19 protein-coding genes are annotated in these 19,274 nt (G+C 64.6%); 10 read left to right on the forward strand and 9 right to left on the reverse strand.

Features of this window, described 5'->3' with window-relative positions; genetic code table 11:
• Window positions 1-28 precede the first annotated feature (28 nt).
• Window positions 29-589 carry a TMEM165/GDT1 family protein gene (locus CGS25_RS01245; protein ID WP_101674289.1) on the reverse strand — a complete coding sequence of 187 codons (561 nt, stop codon included), beginning with the start codon at window positions 587-589 and terminating at the stop codon, window positions 29-31.
• 272 nt (window positions 590-861) lie between these two features.
• On the opposite strand from CGS25_RS01245, the gene CGS25_RS01250 reads away from it, so the two are divergent.
• The gene (locus CGS25_RS01250) at window positions 862-1,068 is read left to right on the forward strand and encodes a SlyX family protein (RefSeq protein WP_089033826.1); all 207 of its coding nucleotides are present in this window, start codon (window positions 862-864) and stop codon (window positions 1,066-1,068) included.
• 97 nt (window positions 1,069-1,165) lie between these two features.
• Here CGS25_RS01250 and phoR read toward each other — a convergent pair whose 3' ends face one another.
• The 4 genes from phoR to CGS25_RS01270 form a co-directional block, all read right to left on the reverse strand.
• Window positions 1,166-2,461 carry a phosphate regulon sensor histidine kinase PhoR gene (phoR, locus tag CGS25_RS01255; protein WP_101674290.1) on the reverse strand — a complete coding sequence of 432 codons (1,296 nt, stop codon included), beginning with the start codon at window positions 2,459-2,461 and terminating at the stop codon, window positions 1,166-1,168.
• Between the two features lie 105 nt (window positions 2,462-2,566).
• Window positions 2,567-3,271: a phosphate regulon transcriptional regulator PhoB gene (phoB, locus tag CGS25_RS01260; protein ID WP_089033824.1), complete on the reverse strand. Its 705-nt coding sequence runs from the start codon at window positions 3,269-3,271 to the stop codon at window positions 2,567-2,569.
• A 112-nt stretch (window positions 3,272-3,383) separates the two neighbouring features.
• On the reverse strand, window positions 3,384-4,271 hold the full coding sequence (gene ubiA / locus CGS25_RS01265) for a 4-hydroxybenzoate octaprenyltransferase (protein ID WP_089033823.1): 888 nt from the start codon (window positions 4,269-4,271) through the stop codon (window positions 3,384-3,386).
• A gap of 52 nt (window positions 4,272-4,323) precedes the next feature.
• Complete coding sequence (locus CGS25_RS01270) at window positions 4,324-4,857, reverse strand: chorismate--pyruvate lyase family protein (RefSeq protein WP_101674291.1); 534 nt, start codon at window positions 4,855-4,857, stop codon at window positions 4,324-4,326.
• Between the two features lie 187 nt (window positions 4,858-5,044).
• On the opposite strand from CGS25_RS01270, the gene rd reads away from it, so the two are divergent.
• The 4 genes from rd to CGS25_RS01290 all read left to right on the forward strand — a co-directional run bounded on the left by rd (window position 5,045) and on the right by CGS25_RS01290 (window position 7,709).
• The gene (rd, locus tag CGS25_RS01275; protein WP_067608246.1) at window positions 5,045-5,209 is read left to right on the forward strand and encodes a rubredoxin; all 165 of its coding nucleotides are present in this window, start codon (window positions 5,045-5,047) and stop codon (window positions 5,207-5,209) included.
• Between the two features lie 47 nt (window positions 5,210-5,256).
• Entirely contained in the window at window positions 5,257-6,420 is a 1,164-nt protein-coding gene (locus CGS25_RS01280; protein ID WP_101674292.1) for an FAD-dependent oxidoreductase, read from the forward strand.
• 31 nt (window positions 6,421-6,451) lie between these two features.
• A complete protein-coding gene (locus CGS25_RS01285; protein WP_089033820.1) occupies window positions 6,452-6,832 on the forward strand; it encodes a hypothetical protein in 381 nt (126 codons plus the stop codon).
• A gap of 265 nt (window positions 6,833-7,097) precedes the next feature.
• On the forward strand, window positions 7,098-7,709 hold the full coding sequence (locus tag CGS25_RS01290) for a hypothetical protein (RefSeq protein WP_101674293.1): 612 nt from the start codon (window positions 7,098-7,100) through the stop codon (window positions 7,707-7,709).
• A gap of 137 nt (window positions 7,710-7,846) precedes the next feature.
• Here CGS25_RS01290 and CGS25_RS01295 read toward each other — a convergent pair whose 3' ends face one another.
• The 3 genes from CGS25_RS01295 to znuC are packed head-to-tail and all read right to left on the reverse strand — an operon-like array spanning window position 7,847 to window position 10,769.
• A complete protein-coding gene (locus CGS25_RS01295; protein ID WP_101674294.1) occupies window positions 7,847-9,154 on the reverse strand; it encodes an MATE family efflux transporter in 1,308 nt (435 codons plus the stop codon).
• 24 nt (window positions 9,155-9,178) lie between these two features.
• Window positions 9,179-9,964 (reverse strand): zinc ABC transporter permease subunit ZnuB, encoded by a 786-nt coding sequence (gene znuB / locus CGS25_RS01300; RefSeq protein ID WP_101674295.1) that lies wholly within the window; start codon window positions 9,962-9,964, stop codon window positions 9,179-9,181.
• Window positions 9,957-10,769 (reverse strand): zinc ABC transporter ATP-binding protein ZnuC, encoded by an 813-nt coding sequence (gene znuC, locus CGS25_RS01305; protein ID WP_089033816.1) that lies wholly within the window; start codon window positions 10,767-10,769, stop codon window positions 9,957-9,959. Before znuC ends, znuB begins: the two co-directional genes overlap by 8 nt.
• 112 nt (window positions 10,770-10,881) lie before the next feature.
• Between znuC and CGS25_RS01310 the strand changes: the two genes are divergently transcribed.
• The gene (locus CGS25_RS01310) at window positions 10,882-11,775 is read left to right on the forward strand and encodes a metal ABC transporter substrate-binding protein (RefSeq protein ID WP_157933759.1); all 894 of its coding nucleotides are present in this window, start codon (window positions 10,882-10,884) and stop codon (window positions 11,773-11,775) included.
• A 124-nt stretch (window positions 11,776-11,899) separates the two neighbouring features.
• On the forward strand, window positions 11,900-12,985 hold the full coding sequence (locus CGS25_RS01315; protein WP_089033814.1) for a cellulase-like family protein: 1,086 nt from the start codon (window positions 11,900-11,902) through the stop codon (window positions 12,983-12,985).
• On the opposite strand, the gene CGS25_RS01320 is transcribed toward CGS25_RS01315, so the two are convergent.
• Window positions 12,982-13,926, reverse strand: a complete 945-nt coding sequence (locus CGS25_RS01320) for a homoserine kinase (RefSeq protein ID WP_101674297.1) — start codon at window positions 13,924-13,926, stop codon at window positions 12,982-12,984. The genes CGS25_RS01315 and CGS25_RS01320 overlap by 4 nt on opposite strands.
• Before the next feature lie 143 nt (window positions 13,927-14,069).
• Here CGS25_RS01320 and CGS25_RS01325 point away from each other — a divergent pair, with 143 nt between their 5' ends.
• The 3 genes from CGS25_RS01325 to polA all read left to right on the forward strand — a co-directional run bounded on the left by CGS25_RS01325 (window position 14,070) and on the right by polA (window position 19,247).
• Window positions 14,070-15,107, forward strand: a complete 1,038-nt coding sequence (locus CGS25_RS01325) for an alpha/beta hydrolase (RefSeq protein WP_101674298.1) — start codon at window positions 14,070-14,072, stop codon at window positions 15,105-15,107.
• An 87-nt stretch (window positions 15,108-15,194) separates the two neighbouring features.
• Window positions 15,195-16,369, forward strand: a protein-coding gene (locus tag CGS25_RS01330) for an IS3 family transposase (protein WP_101674299.1) whose coding sequence is annotated in 2 segments (ribosomal slippage) — window positions 15,195-15,486 and window positions 15,486-16,369 — 1,176 coding nt in all. Because the reading frame shifts where the segments join, the coding sequence is not laid out codon by codon here.
• Window positions 16,370-16,502: 133 nt separating this feature from the next.
• Window positions 16,503-19,247: a DNA polymerase I gene (polA, locus tag CGS25_RS01335; protein WP_101674300.1), complete on the forward strand. Its 2,745-nt coding sequence runs from the start codon at window positions 16,503-16,505 to the stop codon at window positions 19,245-19,247.
• The last annotated feature ends 27 nt before the right edge of the window (window positions 19,248-19,274 follow it).

A 19,274-nucleotide genomic window follows, 5' to 3' on the forward strand; every position in this document is an offset into this window, starting at 1 on the left:
TGCACGCATCGCGCTTGCACGCCAGGATTTACACCAGTGCCCAGATACCGAAGGCAATGAACAGAACGGCGCTGACCCGGTGCGCCCAGATTTCAAAGCGGGCGCTGGCGAGACGGTGGGCCACCCAGATCACCGGCAGATTGGCCGCGATCATACCCGTGGTGGTGCCCAGTAGCACGGCCCAGAAGTCCTGGAAACGCACCGCCAGGGCAACGGTGGCAAGTTGGGTCTTGTCGCCGATCTCGGCGATAAAGAACAACACCAGGGCGGTCAGGAAGGGGCCGAAGCGACCTTCACCTTTCACTTCTTCGTCTTTGTCCGGGATCAGCATCCACAGCCCCAGGGCAATAAAGCCAATGCCCAGAATCCACTTCAACCAGTCGCTGGGGATGTGCGTGCTCAGCCATTCCCCGAACCACACGGAAAGGCCATGGTTAACCAGGGTGGCGATGATCACGCCAGCAAGAATGGGCCAGGGCTTGCGGTATCGGCAGACCAGAGCGAGAGACAGCAGTTGTGTCTTATCGCCGATTTCGCCAATGGCCACCAGCAGGGTGGAAGAGGCGAAGGCATCCAATGAAGCTAGCATCGAGAGGCTCTCAGGGGCGGGATCAAGCGAATACCAGAGACACCATCCACCGATCCCGCCCCCGCGGAATGCAGATAGTGTCTCAGGTCTCGTCAATCCGAGGACACGGCCACCATGCGCATGAGGCGCAAATGTGTTGATGACCGTCAAGGGCGGGGCGCCCAAGCGACTACTCCCCTAAGACGGAGGCAACTTTAGCCAGAGAATGACCCCGGCGCAAGCGTGGTTATGCCGGCAGAGGGTATAATCGGGCGCCCGGCCAGGAGACCTCCATGAGCGAAGACCGTTTTCTCGACATCGAAACCAAACTTGCCTACCAGGAAGACCTGGTCACCAGCCTGAACCGCATCGTCAGCGACCAGCAACGCAAGATCGACGAGTTGGAAACCGCCTGCCGCAAACTGGTGGAACGGCTGGTGGAGCTGAATGAGGAAGTCAGCACTCTGCGCATCGAAGACGCCCCGCCGCCGCATTATTAGCCGGCAGGGAGGAGCCGCAAGCCGCAAGCCGCAAGCTGAGAAAGGTTCGTTGTAGCTTGTAGCTTGTAGCTTGTAGCTTGTAGCTTGCGGCTTGTCCCTAAGCGATTCTTTCTACCGGAAAGTGACAAGTAAACGTACTGCCCCGGCCGATTTCGCTTTTGATTTCCAGTTTGCCGTTGTGGCGGATCATTACGTGTTTGACGATCGCCAGGCCCAGGCCGGTGCCGCCGGTGTGGGTGACGCGGCTGTTGTCCGGCCGGTAGAAGCGTTCGGTAAGGCGGGGAATGTGTTTGGGGTCGATGCCGACGCCGTTGTCGTTGACCGAGAAATGGGCGCCCTGGTCGTCGCGCCACCAGCGGATGCGCAGGTGCCCGCCGGCGGGGGTGTATTTCACCGCGTTGGTGATCAGATTGCCGAAGGCGCTTTCCAGCTCCGCGGGGTTAGCGATCAGGCGGGTGTCCGCGTCTTGCTCCAGGTCCAGATCAATCCGTTGCTGTTTTTCCGGCGCCAGGGCCAGGGCGCTTTCGCGCATTCGTTTAAGCATGCCGTGCACGCTCACCGCCTGTTCGCGGCTTTGGTCCGCCTCGGTGTTTTCCAACCGCGACAGCAACAGCAGATCCTGCACCAGCGCTTCCATGCGCTGGCTCTGGGCATCCATCTGGGTCAATGCCCGCCGCAGCCGGCCCTGCTCCTCGGGCACCGTGGCAAGCAGGGTTTCCAGGTAGCCTTTCAGCACCGTCAGTGGCGTTTTTAATTCATGGCTGACGTTGGCGACGAAATCCTTGCGCATTTCTTCCAGGTGGTGAAGCCGGGTCACGTCGCGGGCCAGAATCAACTGATCGCCGAGGCCGAATTCCGTGACCCGCAGTTGCAGAATGCGGTTGTCATCCACCGGTGACGGCAGTTCCAGGGGTTCGTGGAAATCGCCTTTGGCCAGGTATTCGGCGAAGCGCGGGTGGCGAATCAGATTGGTCAACGGCTGGCCCAGATCCTGCTCCTGACGGAAGCCCAGATGGCGACCGGCGGCCGGGTTCCAGTATTCCAGGTAGCCATGCCGGTCGATCAGCACCACCACGTCTTCCAGGGCGTTCACCGATTGCTGGGCGCGCCCGATGATGCCCTGCAGGTTTTCCTGGGCGCGGCGCTCTTGTTGGAAAAGGTGTTCAAGGCGGGTGTAGAACTCGCCCCACAAGCCGACGCTGTCCGGCGGCTCGGTGTGTTCCTCGCGCACCAGCCAGGCGTACAGCGCGAACAGCTGGCGGGTGCTCCAGATAATGTACAGCACCGGCCCCGCCACCAGGGGCCATAAATGGCCGGCCAACACCGCGGCGGCCAATGAGGCCAGCATCAGCATGATGATGCGGTTCACTTCCTTGGCGAGGCTGGCTTTCATGCCCGCGCTTCCTTTCTTTGCTGCCGCCATTGCTGCTGCCATTGCTGTTCTCTAGGCCGGACTGTCAGCCGGCAGCCTAGCCCGAAAATCCGGGGGCGTCACGGTTCAGGTCAGCTCGCTGGTCTTGGCGGAGAAGCGGTAGCCGGTGCCCCGCACGGTCTGGATAAAGCCGTCGAAGCCGTGCGGCGCCAGGGCCTTGCGCAAACGGCGGATGTGCACGTCGATGGTGCGGTCTTCCACGTAAACGTTGGCGCCCCATACCTGGTCAAGCAATTGGGTGCGTGAATAGGCGCGCTCCTGGTGGCTCATAAAGAACTCCAGCAGGCGGTATTCGGTGGGGCCCATGTCCACCGGCCGCTCGTGGGCACTGATGCGGTGGCTGACCGGGTCCAGACACAGGCCTTCCACATCGATGGCCTTTTCCGCCGCGCTCAGCGAGGAGCGGCGCAGCACCGCCTTGATGCGCGAAATCAGCTCGCGGGTGGAAAACGGCTTGGTGATGTAATCGTCGGCGCCCACATCCAGGCCCTGGATCTTGTTGTCCTCTTCGCTTTTCGCGGTGAGCATGATGATCGGCACCTCGCTGGTGCCCTCGTCGCGCTTGAGGCGGCGCGCCAGTTCGATGCCGCTCACCGAGGGCAGCATCCAGTCCAGCAGCACCAGATCAGGGCGCTCATCGACAATGCGCTCGTGGGCTTGCTGGGCGGTTTCCGCTTCCAGCACCTCGAAGTCGGCCAGCTCAAGGGCCACCGCCACCATTTCGCGGATGGCCGGTTCATCATCGACGATCAAAATACGATTTCGGGACATGGCGGATCTCTGGGTTGCCATTTATCAGGCCCTATTAGATGGCTTTTTTATGACACCCTTATGACAACTTAGCCAGTTTGTTCAGCGCGCGGCGCGCCGTCCACGCCGCCGTTCAGGCCGGCCCGGCGATCAAATAGTGGAAATACAGCCCGGCGAACACGCTGGCCCCGGCCCAGTGGTTGTTCAGAAAAGCGTGGAAGCTGGGCCAGCGCTCGCGATAACGGATGCGCAACTGCTGGTGAACAAAGCAAGCCGCCATGCCCGCCACGCCCAGGTACCAGGGCCAGGTGAAGCCGAGCTGTTTGCCGGCCAGTAACAAGGCCGCCAGGGTCAACAATTGCAGCAGGCCGATCATCAGGCGGTCCAGGTCGCCGAACAGGATCGCGGTGCTTTTGATGCCCAGTTGCAGATCGTCTTCCCGGTCGCACATGGCGTACTCGGTGTCGTACGCCACCGTCCACAACAGGTTGGTGATGAACAGCAGCCAGGCGATCTGCGGCACGCTCTCGGTCTCGGCGGCGAACGCCATGGGAATCGCCCAACTGAAGGCGGCGCCAAGAAACATTTGTGGCAAATAGGTGAAGCGCTTGGTGAACGGATAGAGCACCGCCAGGCCCAGCCCGCCAAACGACAGCATCAGGGTGAAGCGGTTGAGAAACAGCACCAGCACCAGCGCCACCAGCCCGAGCACGCAAAACAGGATCAGTGCCTGCTTGCCGCTCAGCGCGCCGGTGGCCAGTGGCCGGCCACGGGTGCGCTCCACCGCGCCATCGAAGTGGCGGTCGGCGTAGTCATTGATGACGCAGCCGGCGGCGCGCATCACGTAAACGCCGAGCACGAAGATAACGATGTTCTTCAGGCCCGGGGTGCCGTCGGCGGCGATCCACAGCGCCCACAGGGTTGGCCACATCAGCAGCATGCTGCCGATCGGCCGATCCAGGCGCATCAACTGAATCCAGGGCCAGAGTGGCGGGTAACGGTGCTCAACGAAGGCGAACATGAAAACCTCTGATCTATGTCCCGAGCCGCCATGTTACCGGCCCGGGGCGCGCTCAGATACGGTCCACTGTCTCGCCCAGGCGTTGCCACACGCCGGGCAGGAAATACTCGGCCACCAGCAGCGGGCGGCCGCGCTTGAGAAAGCGCGATTGACGGCCCCAGCAGGGGCCGCGGCCATGGGGCGTGGTGCCCAGGCGCGCCCACACCTGATCGCGCTCGGCGGCCGGGCGGCGATACAGTTCGCTGCCCAGCGAGCGGCTGCCCATATGGCCGAGGCCGCGATTGGCCTGGTTCAGCGTGGTCAGCGGCAACACACTGCGTGCTTCCACCGCCGGCTCGCCGTCGAGCAGCAGGATCACTTCGCGGATCAGCGCCCAGCGCCGGCCGCTGTGCCCCAGCAGGCGGCGTTCGGCGGGTTCCGGCAAGCCCACCCGGGAGGCGCCGGGGCGCACTTGGAAACGCCCATGGCGGCGCAGCCGCGCGGTCAGCGAACCGGGGTCCGACAGCCAGTCGCGGACCGCCGGCGGCAGGGTCAGGGTATCAAGCTCGCGCCATTGGAGGTCGGCGCGCAGCGCGGTATTTGGCATAGTGGTTGCTCAGCATAACGCGGGCGGCGGCACTATGGCCCAAGCCGCCGGCGCCGGCAAGCCGGGATTGGCCACTCTGCCATTCCGCACTGTCATTGATTTTTGCCGCGCCCGTGGCTACGTTAGCGGGCCCCTGGCGGCCCCGCATGCGGCGGCGCGCCCGATAAGATGATTTCAGAGGTTGCTCATGAAGAAGTGGGAATGCGTGGTTTGTGGCTTCATCTACGATGAAGAAGAAGGTCTGCCCGAAGAGGGCATTGAGCCGGGCACCAAATGGGATGATATCCCCGACGATTGGGTCTGCCCCGATTGCGGCGTCGGCAAGGAAGATTTCGAGATGGTGGAAATCTAAGGTTGCTGATTCGCGTTTCGCTCACCGCCTGACCCAAGGACTTCGCCATGAACCCAATCGTGATCATCGGCTCCGGCCTGGCCGGCTTCAACACGCTCAAGGAATTCCGCAAGCTCGATAAGGAAACGCCAGTGGTGGTGCTCACCGCCGACGACGGCCGCAGCTACTCCAAGCCGATGCTTTCCACCGGTTTCACCAAGCAAAAGAGCGCCGACGAACTGGCCATGGCGAATGCCGAGCAGGTCGCTGAACAGTTTAACGTGACGGTACGCACCCACGTGCACGTGGCCGGCATCGACACCGCCAAACAACGGGTGCTGCTGCCCGACGATCATCTGGATTACAGCGCGCTGGTGCTGGCGCTGGGGGCGGACACCTGGACCCCGCCGCTGGAAGGCGACGCCGTGGGCGAGGTGTTTTCGGTCAACGATCTGATCGATTACGGCCGCTTCCGCCAGGCCCTGGAGGGCAAAAAGAGCGTCACCATTCTCGGCGGCGGCCTGATCGGCTGTGAATTCGCCAACGACCTGAGTAACGGCGGTTTCCAGGTCAGCCTGGTGGAGCCGGTGGGGCGTTGTCTGCCGATGCTGCTGCCCGAACCGGCCTCCGCCGCCGTGGGTCGGGGCCTGGAAGAGCTGGGTGTGACGTTCCATTTTGGCCCGCTCGCCAAGGCGGTGCATCATCGCCACGGCGGGCCAGGCGAAAGGGACATGCTGGTTACCGAGCTGTCCGATGGCAGCCATATTGAATCCGATGCGGTGCTCTCCGCCATCGGCTTGCGACCTCGCATCGACCTGGCCAAACAGGCGGGGCTGAACACCAATCGCGGCATCCTCACCGACCAGACCCTGCGCACCAGTGCCGACAAGGTCTATGCACTGGGCGACTGCGCCGAAGTGGGTGGCCACGTGCTGCCCTATGTGCTGCCCTTGATGGCCAGTGCCCGGGCGCTGGCCAAGACACTGGCCGGCGAGGTCACGCCGGTCAGCTACGGAGTGATGCCGGTGACCATCAAAACCCCGGCCTGCCCGGTGGTGGTGTGCCCGGTGCCCGATGAGGTTGAAGGTGAGTGGCGCATCGAGGAAAACGGCAACGATGTGACGGCGCTGTTCGAGGACCGCGACGGCAAGCTGCGCGGTTACGCGCTTACCGGCGAGGCGATCAAGGAAAAGATGAAGCTCAATAAGGAGCTGCCGGCTCTGATGCCATAACGGCGCCGCCGGCCGCCACAAGGAGAACGCGATGAAATTCCGTTTGATACTGCTGCTGCTGGGCTGGCGGCTGGTGTGGCTGGCACGGCGCAACCCGGGCTTTCGGGGACAACTGGAAAACCGCGATGTGATCATGCAGTGGCGCACCTTTGACGGTTCGGTGGCACGCTGGTATCACTTCCGCCCCGCCCGGGTGGAAAGCCACCACGGGCTCAACCCGGCCCCGTCGGTGACGCTCAACTTCAAAGACGCCGACTACGCTTTCCGCACCCTGCAGGCCGCCGGAAAAAACCAGATGGCGTTCATGGAAGGCATGCAGGCCGGCGACATCAAGGTGGAAGGCGACCCGGGTCATCTGATGTGGTTCATGACGCTGATGAAGTTCATCGCTCCGGGCAAGAGCAAACGTTAGGGCTTCGATGGGGCGGACGCCGGACGCCGGACGCTAGACGCTAGACGCTAAGATCAAAACCCTTCACGGAAGGCGTTGCGGCTGCGTAGGTGGTCTTCCTCGTGTCGTGGACCGCGATGAGTCACGGGTCTAGCATCTGGCGTCCAGCGTCCAGCGTCCAGCGTCCAGCGTCCAGCGCCAAACCGCTATTGCCTCGGCGTTCACGGGCGGTAGGATGGAAGCGTGGTGTTGAGCCACGCCTTCGTCGCCGACCAGGAAGTCCGCCATGCGCACCCCCCGTTTTGTTCTGCTCGTTCTGTTCGCCGCGCTGCTCAGCGCCTGCGCCCCCCCCACCGAAGTGACCTCCGGCTGGCACGCCAAGGTCGAGCCCAAGCCGCATTTTCAGCGGTTGTTCGTGATTGCTCTGCTCAGCGACGACGACGCCCGGGTGGCGGTGGAGGATGCCCTTGGCAAGGCGCTCAGCGGCCAGGGCGTGCAAGCGGTGCTGGCCCACCAGAAGATTGGCGACGTGTCCGGCAGCGACGATCTGCGCGCCCGCGCCGAGCAGGCGGTGAAAGCCGCTGGCGCCGATGGCGTGCTGGTGGCCTCGTTCCTGAAAGCGGACGTGCGCGCCGATTACGTGCCTGGCCACCTGGCCCGTGGCAGCGATTTCGGCAGCTCCGTGGGTGCCTCCTACGACACCGTCTACCAGCCCGGCTACTACGTGGAAAACCAGGATTACTACATGCAAAGCACCCTCTATCGGGTCGGCAGCGACGCCGCCGTCTGGCAGGCCCAGTCGCGGCTCATCAACCCCACCAGCCTGAAAAAAGCGGCACGCGGCTACGCCGGCGATCTGGCGGACCGGTTGCGCAAAGATGGCGCGCTGGGGAAGTGAAGTTAAAAGTTAAAAGTTAAAAGTTAAAACGCGTCACCTGCCGCGCCGGCACCAACGGAGTGCGCCGCGCTGCGGTGGTGGGTTGCATCGATGTTTGCGGACAATCCATCACCGGATAGAGGCAGCGAGCGCTCCTTTCAACTTTCAACTTTTAACTTGTTTTTCCCTCGAACCCAGACCCACCCCATCAACACCCCCCGGCTGGCCATCATCGTGTTCATCGCCAGCCACAGGCCGTGGTTGCCCCAGGCGCTGGTGAACCACCAAACCGGGAAGAACAGGCCGGTGGCCACCAGCATGGTGTTTCTCATCGAGCGCGCCAGGGTGGCGCCGACGAACACGCCGTCCAGCCAGAAGCCGGCGCTGGCGGTGATCGGCAGCAGCAGCATCCAGGGCAGATAGTCGATGGCGGTGGCGCGCACCGATGGCAGATCGGTGCGCAGCCGGATCAGCGCCGCGCCGCCCAGGGCGAAGCCGAGCAACCCGGCCAGCGCGATGATCGCCGACCATTTGCCGGTGGCCGCCACCGCCCGTTTCAGATCCCGCGCCCGGCCGCCGCCGAGTGCCTCACCGACCAGGGCTTCGGCGGCGTTGGCGAAGCCGTCGAGAAGGTTGCTCAGCAGCAATAGAAATGTAATCAGCACCGCGTTGGCGGCCAGAATGGTGTCGCCCAGGCGGGCGCCCTGGGCGGCGAAAAAGAAGAACACGCTGAGCAGCGCCAGGCTGCGCACGAAAATATCCCGGTTCACCGCCAGCAGCCGCAGCATCGCCGTGGGTTGCCACAGGGCGCCGCGCGGCCGTGCCCGCCAGGCGGCGCCGAAGATTTCCTCGCGCAGCCAGAACAGGCCGCCGGCCAGGCCCAGATATTCCGCGGCGGCGCTGGCGGCGGCGACGCCGCGCACATCGAAGTGCCACACCTGCACCAGCAGCACGTCGAGCAGGGCGTTGGCCAGGTGCATCAACACCGTCATTTTCAGCGCCACCCGGGTGCGATGCACACCAATGGCAAAACCGATCAAGGCGAAATTACCCAGCGCCGCCGGCGCTCCGAGCACGCGCAGATCAATGTACTCCCGCGCCAGGCTCCGCACCTCGGGGCTGCCGCCGAGCAGCCACAGGCCCAGCTCCCGCAGCGGTACGTGTAACGCCACCAGCGCTACGCCGACCAGCCCGGCCAGCAGCAGCGCGCGCAGCAACACCACCAGGGTATTGTCGCCCGCGCCCCGTGCCTGGGCGGTAAAACCCGTGGTGCCCATGCGCAGGAAATTGAAGGAAAAATACAGAAACATGAAGAAGTTGCCGCCCAGCGCCACCGCCGCCAGATAAGACGGCGACGGCAAATGGCCGACCACGGCGGTGTCCACCAGGCCCAGCAGCGGCGCGCTCATGTTGGCCAGCAACAGCGGCCAGGCCAGCGCCCAGATGCGTCGGTCCAGCCCGTTCATGAAACGACAGTCATGAAAAGAGCGTCATGAGCGCGGCGAGCGCAGCAGCGTGGCGACGAACAGAGCGGCGGCGGCCACCACGATGGACGGCCCCACCGGGGTGTCCGCGTACCAGCTCAGTGTCAGCCCCAGGTTGACCGCCAGCAGGCCAATGGCGCTGGCGATCAGCGCCATCTGTTCCGGGGTGCGCGACAGCCGGCGCGCACCGGCGGCGGGGATCACCAGCAGCGAGGTAATCAGCAGCACGCCCACGGTACGAATGGCGCCGGCGATCAGCAGCGCCAGCAGCAACATCAGCAGCATGCGAGTGCGGGTCACGGCGATCCCTTCCACCCTGGCCAGCTCTTCATTGACGGTAATGCTCAACAGGGCGCGCCACTGCCAGGCGAGCAGCGCCAGGATCACCGCCGCGCCGCCCCACAGGGCGGCGACATCGCGCCAGTTGACCGCCAGCAGATCGCCGAACAGGTAGGCCATCAGATCCACCTGCACGGTTTTCTGCAGGCTCAGGGCGATCACCCCCAACGCCAGCGTGGTGTGCGCGACAATGCCCAGCAGGGTGTCGCCGGCGATCTGACGCTGCTGTTGCAGGCCCACCAGGGCGGCGGCGATGGCCAGGCAAATCACCACCACCGCCAGGTACAGATTGACGTCCAGCGCCAGGGCCAGGGCCGCGCCGAGCAGGGCGCCGTGGGCCAGGGTGTCGCCAAAAAAGGCCATTCGCCGCCACACCACGAAGGCGCCCATCGGCCCGGCCACCAGGGCCACTGCCAGGCCCGCCAGCAGCGCCGGAGCAAGCAGTTCAATCATGGTGATCCCCGTGGTGGTGGTGCTCGTGATCGCCGTGTCCGTCACTACTCACGTCACTACTCACGTCACCGCTCACGCCACCGCTGAGGCCGTGGTCATGGTCGTGGTCGTGGGTGTAGACCGCCAGGTTGGTGGCCGGGCCGGGCAGGCCGAACAAGCGCTGGTAGCTGGGGTCGCGGCTGACCGCCTCGGGGGTGCCCGAGCAGCACACATGGTGATGCAGACACACCACCTGATCGGTGCGCGCCATCACCAGATGCAGATCGTGGGAGATCAACAGAATGCCACAGCCGCGCTGGTCGCGGACTTCGTTGAGCAGACCGTAGAGCGCGTCTTGCCCGGCCACATCGACGCCCTGGGCGGGCTCATCGAGCACCAGCAGGTCCGGCTGGCGCAGCAGGGCACGGGCCAGCAGCACCCGTTGCAGTTCGCCGCCGGAAAGCTGCCGCACCGGCCGCTGGCGCAGGTGCGCCACGCCGGTGCGCGCCAGCGCCTCGCGGCGGGTCCGGGTGCGCCCCGGGGCGCCCAGCCACAGGAAGCGGTCCACGGTGAGCGGCAGGCTTTCGTCCACGCTGAGCCGCTGCGGCATGTACCCCACGCGCAGCCCGGTACGCCGGCGGATACGCCCACGGTCGGGTTGCATCAGCCCCAGGATCAAGCGCGCCAGGGTACTTTTGCCGGCGCCATTGGGACCGATCAAGGTGGTGATGCGGCCCGGTTCCAGGGTCAGCGAAACGTCTTCGAGCACCGGGTGGCCGCCCAGGCTCAGGGCGACCTCTTCCACGGTGACCAGCGGTGCGGTCATAGAAATCCGGCCAATCAGTGAAACCCGTATGATATATTATTTCATTCCCGCGACGGTCTCTTTCCGGAGGCTTTTTTCGCCAGCCCTCATCGCCAACCCTGGACGGCCCTTGATGCGCGTTACACTGCTGCTACTGATCGCCCTGCTGGGCACCGTCTCGACCGTGGCGCGGGCGGCGCCGGCGCCGCCCACCCTGGTAGCCAGCGTGGAGCCGTTGGCGATGGTGCTGCGCCAGCTGTACGGCGAACACGCCCGGGTGGTGACCCTGCTGGAAGCCAACCAGAGCCCGCACCACCCGATGCTCTCGCCGCGCCAGATTCTCACCCTGCGCCAGGCCGATCTGCTGGTGTGGCTGGGCGCCGACGCGGAGCCGGCGGTGGCGGCGCTGGTCAAGGAGCGTGACGGGCCCAGTCTGGCGCTGTTGGACCTGCCCGGAGTGGTGCGCCGTGAGGGTGGCCACGATCATGACGACGACCCTGCGCAGCACGGCCACGACCATCACGAACACGATCATCACGGCCAGGTCGACCCGCACCTGTGGCTGGACCCGGACAACATGGCGGCGCTGGCGCGGGCGCTGGGCGAGCGCCAGGACCCGCCGCCGCCGGCCGGCCAACCGGCGGCGTTTCTGGCCGCGCTGGACGCCAGTGACGCGACCATCCGCGCGTGGCTGGCGCCACTGCAAGCGGTGCCCTGGCTGACCTATCACCACCCCTGGGCGTATTTTCAGCGGCACTTTGGCCTGCGCGACCCGGTGATCGTCAGCGAGCGTCTTGGTGCCGGCCCCAGCAGCCGTCGTTTCGTGGCGCTGGCCGCCACCGTGAAGCAACAGGGGCTGGCCTGCGCGGTGGTCGAACCGGAAGCCCAGGCGGACCTGTTGCGCCGCCTGTGCCCGGCCTGTCGGCTGCGGCCGCTGGACCCGCTCGGGCGCGACCATTCAGGCGGTTACACCGCCTGGTTAGAGGGCACCGCCACCGCCCTGCGCGAATGTCTGGGCCCGGCCTGACCGGCGCGCCGGGCGCGGTTCCGGCCGGGCCCATTGAGCCATGCAAGGAAACCGGTATGCTGATGCGTTTCCTGCTTCGAGGTGATTGATGGGGCTGCGGCTGGCGGACGGCGGACGACTCGCGATGACGTGCTGGGATTACGCCTGGCCGCTGTGTCGCGATTACGGCGCCGTGGAGAGAATGCTGGATGAAACCCGCGCGCGCGGCTTCAATGCCGTGCGTCTGGACCCCTATCCCCACCTGCTCGCCACTCCGCTCAATGGTGTCCACCTGGACCGTTGCGAAATCCTGCCCGAGGCGGACCGGCGCCGGAGAATCGTCGCCGGCGCGCACACCGTGGAAATCCGCAAAGCGTTTCAACGGCTGTTGGGCGCCGCCCGCGACCGCGACATCAAACTCTGGTTCAGCGGCTTCTTTGTGCCCGACAGCCGTGCCCGACGCTCGTTTGTGCGCCGCCCCGCCGATTACGTCGATGTCTGGGCCCAGACGCTGGAGCTGGCTCGGCGTTGGGGCTATCTGGACACCATCGTGGCGGTGGATTTCGCGCATCATTTTCCGTTCCCGCCATGGAGCCACGGTGTCACCCGCCGCCTGTTCGACCGCGCCCCCCAGCGTGGCTTACCGGAACGCTGGAGCGGCGAACAGGAGCGCGCGGTGGAGCGCTATCTGCTGGAGGTGCCGCGTGCGCTAAGGGCGCTGTTCCCCCAGATCAGCTTCGGATTGAGCGCCGCCGCTGGCCACTGCGAGGCGCTGCGCCAGTTGGACACCAGTGAACTGGATTTCCTGGATCTGGGCGTGTGGCTGGATGACGATCCGCGCTTCCGGCTGGTCAGCGGCGCCGGCTTGCCGGTGCCGGACGCGCTGCGCCGCCGGCTGACCGCGCCGGTGCACCAGGCGTTGTTGGAAACCACCGGCGATCATTGGCGCGAGCGGATTCAGGACCAGCTCAACCGGCGCCTCGCCTTCGCCCGCCTGCGCCGCCTGCAGCCGGTGCTCGGAGAGGGCTATCTGAGCGTTGCCGGTGAACCAGACTCACCGCCGCGCCGCTGGGCGGCGTTCACCGAGGCGGTGGTGGCCCGGGCGGTGGAAGACGGCGTCTCGGTGATCACCCCGACCAGCCTGGCGCGCCCGCACACGCCCTGGCTGTGGCGGCAGGTGGACTGGCTGGCGCGGTTGAACCACCTGATTATCACCGGCCCGGGGCGTTAACCAAACGGCGCCGACGCCTCCACGCCGCCCAGGGCGCTGAACCGGTAGCCGAATATGCGCGCGAACTCGGAAGGGTCTTTACTGCCTTCGCCTTCGGATTGCTCGGACACCGGCCCGGCCAGCCGCGACAACCAGAAGCGCAACGCCGCCACCGCCAGGGCCAGAGCCAGTATCGATTCGTCCCAATGGCCACCGGCATCGCGATAGGCGGCCAGCAGCGCCGCCTGCCGGCGGGGTACCGGGCGGCCATCGTGGGCCACCGCCCAATCGTTCAACGCCACCGCGAGGTCGTATTCGGGGCGCTCCAGGCAGGCGTTGTAGAAATCCAGTACCCCGGTGAGCCGGCCCTGGTCATCGAACAGGGCGTTGTCACGGAACAAATCCGCGTGCACCGGCACGTCGCCGGGATCAACCCCCGCCCATTGCTCGAGAATCTGCCGGGCGTGCATTTGGTCGCCTTCGCTGAGACGGCACAGATGATGGGCGAAGGTGTCCAGCCGCTGGCGCTCATCGGTTAATGCCCGCGCCGGCGCCGAGGGTTGCCGATGCAGGCGCGCCAGCAGCGCGCCGATTTGCTGACAATGCGGCACTTCCGGTTCGAAGCAGTGGCCGCCGGGCAGGCGCGGGGTCAGCACCGCCGGCTTGCCGACCACCTCGAACAGCCGCTGGCCATGGTCATCACTGAGCGCCGCCGGCACCGGCAGACCCGCCGCCGCGAGGCTGGCAAGCAACTCCAGATAAGGCGCCAGCGCGGCGCCGTCGAATTGCTCGAACACCGTCAGCACCACCGGCCGGGGCTCGCCCGAGGCGGTATCGGCGTCGATCAGGAAGGTGCTGTTCTCGATGCCGTGGCGAGCCGCCTCGGCGCCTTTCAGCGTCAATTCAAAGCGCGCCAGCAGGCGGGCCAGGTGTTCGGTTTCAATGCGGGTGTACACCGACATGGGGCTCTTCCCTGAAAACAGCCCGGGATGACCGGGCCAGGCATCTCAGGCGATGTTATAACCGCTGGCGTCCCGGGGGAACTGCCGCGTCAGGTCGAGCCCCACCGGTTTGTTGGCGCCCGCTACGGGCCTGAGGAGAAATCATGTCGCTGCAGGAAAAGATCGAACGCGCCACCGTACGCTCGCTGATGAAACTGCCCGGCCCGGTGCTGGGCCGGCTCGCCGGCCTGGTGGAAAAGGTTAACCGTGAACGGCTCGACCCGCGGCTGCGCCTGCTGCTGGCGCTGGGCGATGGCCGTAAAGGCTTCCACCAATTGCCGTTGCCCAAGGGCCGGGCCTTGTATGGCCAGATGATTCGCATGCTCGACGTGGATTTCCAGCCGGTGGCGGAAACCCGCGACCTGCGTGTGCCGCTGGCCGCTGGCGACGGCGATTTTCTGGTCAAGCTGTACCGGCCCAAAGGCGCCGCCAGCGAGGCGCCGGCGATCGTATACTTCCACGGCGGCGGGTTCACCATCGGCAGCGCCGAGCAATACGACCACCTGTGCCGCTATCTGGCCAACCGCACCGGCGCGGTGGTGCTCAACGTGGATTACCGCCTGGCGCCGGAGTTTCCCTCGCCGGCCGCCGCCGACGATGTGCTCAGCGCCTGGCGCTGGCTGCTTGAAAACGCCGCCGAGCTGCGCATCGATGCGACCCGCCTGGCCACCATGGGCGACAGCGCCGGTGGCAACCTGTGCATCGTCGCCGCCCAGCAGGCCGCCGTCCACGGGCTGACCCTGCCCAAGCTGGTGGTGGCGGTCTACCCGACCACCGACGGCGCCATGGACAGCCCGTCGGTGGCGCAGCTTGGCGGCGGCCAGGGTGGCCTGGATCTGGCCATGATGAACTGGTTCCGCGACCACTATCTGCCGGACAAGTCGGTGCTCGACGACCTTCGCGTCTCGCCGCTGCGCAACCCGGACCTGGCCGGCCAGCCCACCACCGTGCTGGTCACCGCCACCGACCCGCTGCGCGACGAAGGTCTGGCCTATGGCGAAAAGCTCAAACAGGCCGGTGTCACCGTGATCAATCTGGACTACCCCGAACTGGTGCATGGCTTTATCACCATGGGCGGCGCCATCCCGGCCGCCCGCGCGGCGGTCAACGCCATCTGCCGGCGGATTACCGAGCGGTTGTAGGGCTACAAACTGCAAGCTGCAAGCCACAAGGGTTGTTCTTGGAGTGGCCCGAGAAAAGTAGACACCTTTCTGAGAGAGGAAAGGTGTATGAAATTCCGGGCACGTCGATCTTTCAGCGACGACTTCAAAGGCGAGGCGGTCGAGTTGTCGCTGTCCAGCCCGCAGACACTGGCCGAAGTCGCTGGCAAACTGGGTGTTCATCCCAACGTGTTAAGCCGCTGGCGCAGTGAGTGGATCATGGCTCATCAAAGATCGGATCAACCGGCTCCCCAGCCGGGGCCGGAGAAGAGCGTTCGGGAGCTTGAGCGGGAAAACGCTCGGCTGAAGAAGCAACTGGCACGGGCGAAGCTGGAGAACGACATCCTAAAAAAGGCGGAAGAGTACGTTGCCAAGCACCGGAAATGAGGTTCGCCTTCATTGACGGCCATCACGACGCGGCGTGGCCGGTCGCGCTGATGTGCAGCGTACTCGATGTCTCCCGGGCAGGGTATTACCGTTGGCGTCAGCGCCAACACCGGCCCAGTCCGCGCCAGCGGCACCACCAAGCCTTGAGTTCGTTCTTGCTGGAAGCCGCCGAGCAACAGGAGAGCGTTCCGGGGTATCGTAAACTCTGGCTGGACGCTCAGGATGCCGGTTTTGCTTGCGGCAAGAATCAGGTACAGAGGCTGTTGCGGGAGGCGGGCTACCGGTCGTGTGTCGCCATGAAGCCCGGGCATCGCCGCCCAGATCCCGGCCTGCCGGTGCCACCGAACCTGCTGAACCGTGACTTTGAGGTCTCTGAGGCCAACCGGGTATGGGTCTCAGACATCACGCAGATACGGTGTCGGGAAGGCTGGCTGTATATGGCGGTGGTGTTGGACCTGGGGACTCGGGACGTAGTGGGCCGGGCGTTGGGCCCGGTGAACCACTCCAACCTGGTCCTTGAGGCTCTTGAACAGGCTTGGCGCCGGCAGTGCCCCAAAGGCGAGGAGTTACTGTTCCACTCGGACCAAGGCAGCCAGTATCGCAGCGAAGCGGTAGTGGGGTGGTTGAACGCCCGAGGCGTGACGATCAGCATGTCCCGCCCTGGAAATTGCTGGGACAACGCCTGCGCAGAGAGCTTCTTTGCGCTGCTCAAGAAGGAGTGGACCCGACGCCTGGGGCTGATTGGGCGGGACGAGATGGCGAGTGAAATCCGATACTACACGGATCAATTTTACCCCAAGATGCGGCGTCATATGGCCTTGGGGGGACTTACCCCTCATGCCTATGCCGCCGCCTAAACCGGTGTCTACTTAAACCGGTCCACTCCATCTTGAAGCTTGTAGCTTGTAGCTTGCGGCTTGCAGCCGCAACCTGACCTGACCGCTTGGCGGCGCTACACTGTGCGCTTCACCGATCTGACCAGGGAATTCCATGGCCGAGCGCGCTCCGATCATCCTTGTGGATGGCTCCTCCTATCTGTACCGGGCGTTCCACGCCCTGCCGCCGTTGAGCACTTCCAGCGGCCAGCCCACCGGCGCCGTGCGTGGGGTGGCATCGATGCTGCGCAAGCTGATCAAGGATTACGATCCCGAGTACATGGCGGTGGTGTTCGACGCCAAGGGCAAGACCTTCCGCGATGAGCTGTTCGAAGAATACAAATCCAACCGCCCGCCGATGCCCGATGACCTGCGCGCCCAGGTGGAGCCACTGCATGCGCTGATTCGCGCCATGGGGTTGCCGCTGATCATCGAAGAAGGCGTGGAAGCGGACGACGTGATCGGCACCTTCGCGCGCGTTTTCAGCGAGCAGCAAAAAGCGGTGCTGATCTCCACCGGCGACAAGGACATGGCCCAGCTCGTCAATGAGCACGTCACCCTGGTCAACACCATGAGCGACACCCTGCTCGACATCGCCGGCGTGGAAGAAAAGTTCGGCGTGGGTCCGGAGCTGATCATCGATCTGCTGGCGCTGATGGGCGACAAGGTGGACAACATTCCCGGCGTGCCCGGTGTTGGCGAGAAAACCGCCCGCGCCCTGATCAGCGGGCTCGGTGCCATCAGTAACATTTACGACCACCTGGATCAGGTCGCCACGCTGGATTTTCGTGGCGCCAAGACCATGGGCAAAAAACTGGAAGAGCACCGCGAGCAGGCGTTTCTTTCCTACCGATTGGCCGCCATCAAACTGGACTGTGCGCTCAACGAGGACCTGGACGATCTGAAACTGCGAACGCCGGAGGCGGAAAAACTCGCCGAGCTGTATCGCACCTTTGAATTCAAAGGCTGGCTGGCGGAATTGCTGGAAGGCCAGGACCCGGCGGTGGACGGCGACGTGGCCGCGCTGCAGCCCGAGCACGCGGTGGACCGCGACAGCTACGACAACGCGCTCACCGGTGAACAGCTGGACGCCTGGATCGAAAAGCTGAAAAACGCCGATCTGTTCGCGTTCGACACCGAAACCACCAGCCTGAATTACATGGAAGCCGATCTGGTGGGCGTCAGCATGGCCACCGCCGAAGGCGAGGCCGCTTATATTCCGTTCGCACACGATTACCCCGGCGCCCCGGATCAGTTGCCCCGTGAGCAGGTTCTGGAAAAACTCAAACCCTTACTCGAAGACGAACGCATTAAAAAAGTCGGCCAGAACCTGAAATACGACATGAGCGTGCTGGCGCGCGCCGGCATTAGCCTGCGCGGCATTGCTTTTGACACCATGCTGGAATCCTACGTGCTTGATTCGGTGGCCACCCGCCACGATATGGATTCCCTGTCGCTCAAGTATCTGGGCCATAAAACCATTTCTTTTGAAGAAATCGCCGGCAAGGGCGCCAAGCAGCTCACCTTCAATCAGGTCGGCCTCGACGAAGCCGCCGCCTACGCCGCCGAAGACGCCGACATCACCCTGCGCCTGCACCGGGCCCTGTGGCCACAACTGGAACAGCACGCCGGCCTCAAGCGCGTGTTCGAGGAAATCGAACTGCCGCTGGTGCCGGTGCTCAGCCGCATCGAGCGTAACGGCACCTACGTGGACGCGGACATGCTCAGAAAGCAGAGCACCTTTCTCGCCAAGCGCATGATGGAACTGGAAGAAAACGCGTTTCAGGAAGCGGGGCAGAAATTCAACCTGGGCTCGCCCAAACAGCTCGGTGAAATTCTGTACCAGAAGCTGGAAATCCCGGTCATTAAAAAGACCCCCAAAGGCGCGCCTTCCACCGCCGAAGCGGTGCTCCAGGACCTGGCCTTGCAGGGTTATCCACTGCCCCAGGTGATCATGGACTACCGCGGTGTCTCCAAGCTGAAAAACACCTACACCGACAAACTGCCGGAACTGATCAACCCCACCACCGGCCGGGTGCACACCTCCTACCACCAGGCGGTGGCCGCCACCGGCCGGCTCTCCTCCAGCGACCCCAACCTGCAGAATATTCCGGTGCGAAGCGAAGAAGGCCGCAAGATCCGCCAGGCGTTCCTGGCGCCGACCGGCCGCAAAATCGTTGCCTGCGACTACTCACAAATCGAACTGCGCATCATGGCGCACCTGTCCGGCGACAAAGGCCTCACCGAGGCCTTCGCCAACAAGCTAGACATCCACCGCGCCACCGCCGCCGAAGTGTGGGGAAAAGACCTGGATGACGTCACCGACAACGAACGCCGCAACGCCAAGGCCATCAACTTTGGCCTGATCTACGGCATGAGCGCCTTCGGCCTGGCCAAGCAGCTGGGCGTGCCCCGTGGCGAGGCTCAGGAGTACATCGACCTTTACTTCGCCCGCTATCCCGGCGTGAAACGCTACATGGAAAACACCCGCGCCGACGCCGCCGAAAAAGGCTACGTGGAAACCCTGTTCGGCCGCCGCCTGTATCTGCCGGAAATCAACAGCCGCAACGGCCAGCGCCGCCAGGCCGCCGAGCGCACCGCCATCAACGCGCCGATGCAGGGCACCGCCGCCGACATCATCAAACGGGCCATGATCAAGGTGGACGCCTGGCTGGGCGAAAGCGATCTGGACGCCATGATGATCATGCAGGTGCACGATGAATTGGTGTTCGAAGTGAAAGAAAGCCAGGTTGACGACCTGGTCAAGGAAGTCACCGCGCTGATGGAAAGCGCCGCCGAACTGGACGTTCCGCTGATCGTTGACGCCGGCATGGGCGGAAATTGGGAAGAGGCGCATTGATCACGCTCGCTCCCGACGGAGAACAAT

Origin of the sequence: Alloalcanivorax mobilis, assembly GCF_002864685.1 — a bacterium.
In the GTDB taxonomy this organism is placed as follows: Bacteria; Pseudomonadota; Gammaproteobacteria; order Pseudomonadales; family Alcanivoracaceae; genus Alloalcanivorax; species Alloalcanivorax mobilis.

Bases quoted from the DNA above. Each gene is read 5' to 3' on its own strand.
- ubiA (WP_089033823.1), bottom strand. From the start codon at position 4,271: ATGTTCGCCTTCGTTGAGCACCGTTACCCGCCACTCTGGCCCTGGATT.
- CGS25_RS01285 (WP_089033820.1), top strand. From the start codon at position 6,452: ATGAAATTCCGTTTGATACTGCTGCTGCTGGGCTGGCGGCTGGTGTGG.
- CGS25_RS01245 (WP_101674289.1), bottom strand. From the start codon at position 589: ATGCTAGCTTCATTGGATGCCTTCGCCTCTTCCACCCTGCTGGTGGCC.
- CGS25_RS01250 (WP_089033826.1), top strand. From the start codon at position 862: ATGAGCGAAGACCGTTTTCTCGACATCGAAACCAAACTTGCCTACCAG.
- CGS25_RS01280 (WP_101674292.1), top strand. From the start codon at position 5,257: ATGAACCCAATCGTGATCATCGGCTCCGGCCTGGCCGGCTTCAACACG.
- znuC (WP_089033816.1), bottom strand. From the start codon at position 10,769: ATGACCGCACCGCTGGTCACCGTGGAAGAGGTCGCCCTGAGCCTGGGC.
- CGS25_RS01315 (WP_089033814.1), top strand. From the start codon at position 11,900: ATGACGTGCTGGGATTACGCCTGGCCGCTGTGTCGCGATTACGGCGCC.
- znuB (WP_101674295.1), bottom strand. From the start codon at position 9,964: ATGATTGAACTGCTTGCTCCGGCGCTGCTGGCGGGCCTGGCAGTGGCC.
- rd (WP_067608246.1), top strand. From the start codon at position 5,045: ATGAAGAAGTGGGAATGCGTGGTTTGTGGCTTCATCTACGATGAAGAA.
- CGS25_RS01270 (WP_101674291.1), bottom strand. From the start codon at position 4,857: ATGCCAAATACCGCGCTGCGCGCCGACCTCCAATGGCGCGAGCTTGAT.
- CGS25_RS01320 (WP_101674297.1), bottom strand. From the start codon at position 13,926: ATGTCGGTGTACACCCGCATTGAAACCGAACACCTGGCCCGCCTGCTG.
- CGS25_RS01290 (WP_101674293.1), top strand. From the start codon at position 7,098: ATGCGCACCCCCCGTTTTGTTCTGCTCGTTCTGTTCGCCGCGCTGCTC.
- phoB (WP_089033824.1), bottom strand. From the start codon at position 3,271: ATGTCCCGAAATCGTATTTTGATCGTCGATGATGAACCGGCCATCCGC.
- CGS25_RS01310 (WP_157933759.1), top strand. From the start codon at position 10,882: ATGCGCGTTACACTGCTGCTACTGATCGCCCTGCTGGGCACCGTCTCG.
- CGS25_RS01295 (WP_101674294.1), bottom strand. From the start codon at position 9,154: ATGAACGGGCTGGACCGACGCATCTGGGCGCTGGCCTGGCCGCTGTTG.
- polA (WP_101674300.1), top strand. From the start codon at position 16,503: ATGGCCGAGCGCGCTCCGATCATCCTTGTGGATGGCTCCTCCTATCTG.
- CGS25_RS01325 (WP_101674298.1), top strand. From the start codon at position 14,070: ATGTCGCTGCAGGAAAAGATCGAACGCGCCACCGTACGCTCGCTGATG.
- phoR (WP_101674290.1), bottom strand. From the start codon at position 2,461: ATGAAAGCCAGCCTCGCCAAGGAAGTGAACCGCATCATCATGCTGATG.